Here is a 2,642-nt window from a genome sequence, read left to right on the forward strand (position 1 = left end):
CTCGGAACGGGACAAAATCCTGTTCTAAGGCCAGATGCTTCCCCTTCGACTTCGCTCAGGGCTAAAGGCTTTTTTCGCTCAGCATGACAGCTTAAAAGTCAGTCAAGTTGAGAAATAATCAATAATCAATTTCAGAGTCAGGCCTTTCGCTGTGAGTCCTTCGACCCCTTGGATTTTACTCATGGCTGGCTTCGCTCCCAACTTCGCTAAAGCTTCGGAGGGCAAGCAGGATGAAGGGGATTAGGGGGTATTAGTTAATTGGCCCCGGTGAGATAACGCTATGCATCTCACGGGGTGAATCCCAATGAGATAAGCTTTCACTATCTCACGGGGTAAATTATGTCCCCTGTTGATTAACAAGTAGGCTAATCTCGGGGGTAAACTCCAGGGCAAGAAATGGTTTAAAATATCTTTCTGTATATATGACAATAGGGGAGCTTTTTGGTTTTGTCGTAATAATCCTGGTGATATTTCTCTGCGGGCCAGAACTTATCGGCCGGTGTTATCTGAGTCTTTACATCGTAACCCTTTTGATTAAGCATCCGGATTAGTTGTGTGGCGAGGCGTTTCTGCTCATCTTCAGAAAAGAAAATTGCAGAGCGATATTGCGTACCAATATCGGGCCCCTGGCGATTGAGTTGTGTAAAATCATGCGTCTCAAAAAACAGCTTGGCCAATTGCTCATAACTGATTATCGCCGGGTCATACAGGATCTTAACGGCCTCGGCGTGGCCTGTCTTGTCGGTACAAACCTGCTTATATGTGGGGTTGTCCACGTGGCCACCCGTGTATCCAACAGTTGTAGAGATTACGCCGGGGACCTTGTTGAAATAGTACTCTGTTCCCCAGAAACAGCCTGAGGCGAATATAGCTTTGGCGGTCTGTTGCTGCTTTTTGGCCGGTATAAAGTCCATCGAAGCAGAGTTCACACAATGGCGTGTGTTCTTAGGTGTCAATTTCTCGCCCAGAAAGACATGTCCGAGATGGCCCCCGCATTGATTGCAGATAATTTCTGTCCGCACACCATCAGCATCTCGCTGCCGTTTAACAGCACCTTCGATTTGCTCATCAAAGCTTGGCCAGCCACAGCCGGACTTAAATTTCGAAGACGATTCAAAAAGCTCCGCTCCACATCGCATACAGGTATAGATTCCCTTTTCATAATGGTCATCATATTTACCACTAAAAGGGCGTTCCGTACCCTTGTGAATAATAATCCGCTCTTGCTCGGGAGTGAGTTTCTTATACATTTTCCGCTCCTTGTAAAATCCAATCTCGTCCAGGAAAATCTCTACTGTCCTTTGCTTTAGTCCTGGGATGGCGATAATCCTGAAGAGTTCCCGAGTATTCATGGACCTGGTGTTCGGTAATAACCGGAATATACGAAATGGCAACCGGAATTCCTGCCATTGGCTTTTCAGCTCGAAAGGAGCCTGATAAAGCTGCGCTCCGACTTGTTTGCTCTCTATCCACAAGCCGAGGGTGCATGGCCCACCGGTGCCTTTCGCCCTTAAGTAAATACCATCATGGCCTGTGATATTCAGGTCACGGGGATTATCCGGTGCGGCTTTAGTGGCAACAAGAATCAAGTTTTTCTTCGAGGGTACAATCTCCTTTATATTCAAGCAAGACCTGCCGTCGTTTTGCACAAACTGTTCTCTTCCAACTATACCGGAATCTTTCGTTTGTTCAGTTATCGAGGTCCAGATAAGGCTATGTTTATGACTTTCGGCCCTATTGAAATCATCGACGACCAAGCTGCTCAAGGAATTGGCTGTCTGTGCCCGAGCAGTGAATAGCCATCCACCGAATACTCCAGATGCAACAAGGCAAAAAAACATCAGACGCAATAACCAATTTCTGTGGGTACATTCCATTTCCGTCTTCATCGGTATATTCCTGATTTTGTGTCCTGACACATTTATTCTTTTATCATTTATTATACTCAAAATCGGCCCTACTGTCCACAAATATCACTATATGGCAAGTGGAATCTGAGCTGATACGGGCCTTAATTGGAACGGGGAAATTTTTGTCGCTTGTATCTCGTGGTGGTAAAAACTTAGAATTGAGAATGAAGAATTAAGAAGGTACAAGTGCAAAAGAGCACAAGGACAGAAGACGCTGTTAGAAAAAAAGGTGGGGCAAGCCCCACCATCGGGCTAAATATAACGGCACAGATTTACAGGTTTAATGGTGCATTCGCCGGAATCCGGGATGGTGACGTCTTTCAAATTGGCGGCGGGCATAGGGACGATGCCAGCGTTCATGCCTGACGGGCAGATGCCGCGGGCTTGTTACGATAACTTCGTGGCTCGCGTGCCCACGATAGTGTTCCCTGACAAAGGAGCAGCCGGTAAGGGAGATTGCCAGTATGGCAACTATGATGGTAACTATTAGCCGTTTCATTTTAATACTCCTTTCGTATCCGCTTTCACTATAGTATGTATATTTTTTTGACGCCTTTAATGGCCGCGTCTCTATATATAAAAGGCAGTAAAAGCGAAGGGAGTAACGAAATTTTCAGGTATGCAGCTTGTGTTGAAAAGCTGTTTACGGGTGGTTTTAGTGGATTAGAGAATTGGTGATTAGGTTATCAGGAAAGATTCTTAGTCATCTTGGCAAGCCGGGTCAGGCATAAG

2 protein-coding genes are annotated in these 2,642 nt (G+C 45.8%); both read right to left on the reverse strand.

The window, feature by feature from the left end:
- Nucleotides 1–401 precede the first annotated feature (401 nt).
- The gene (locus JRI95_16925; protein ID MBW2063229.1) at nt 402–1,889 is read right to left on the reverse strand and encodes a bifunctional methionine sulfoxide reductase B/A protein; all 1,488 of its coding nucleotides are present in this window, start codon (nt 1,887–1,889) and stop codon (nt 402–404) included.
- A gap of 301 nt (nt 1,890–2,190) precedes the next feature.
- Complete coding sequence (locus JRI95_16930) at nt 2,191–2,409, reverse strand: hypothetical protein (GenBank protein MBW2063230.1); 219 nt, start codon at nt 2,407–2,409, stop codon at nt 2,191–2,193.
- Nucleotides 2,410–2,642 lie beyond the last annotated feature (233 nt).

The sequence above is a fragment of the Deltaproteobacteria bacterium genome (assembly GCA_019308995.1).
Classification (GTDB): domain Bacteria; phylum Desulfobacterota; class Desulfarculia; order Adiutricales; family JAFDHD01; genus JAFDHD01.

Coding starts and splice junctions, on each gene's coding strand:
- JRI95_16925 (MBW2063229.1), bottom strand. CDS start 1,889: ATGAAGACGGAAATGGAATGTACCCACAGAAATTGGTTATTGCGTCTG.
- JRI95_16930 (MBW2063230.1), bottom strand. CDS start 2,409: ATGAAACGGCTAATAGTTACCATCATAGTTGCCATACTGGCAATCTCC.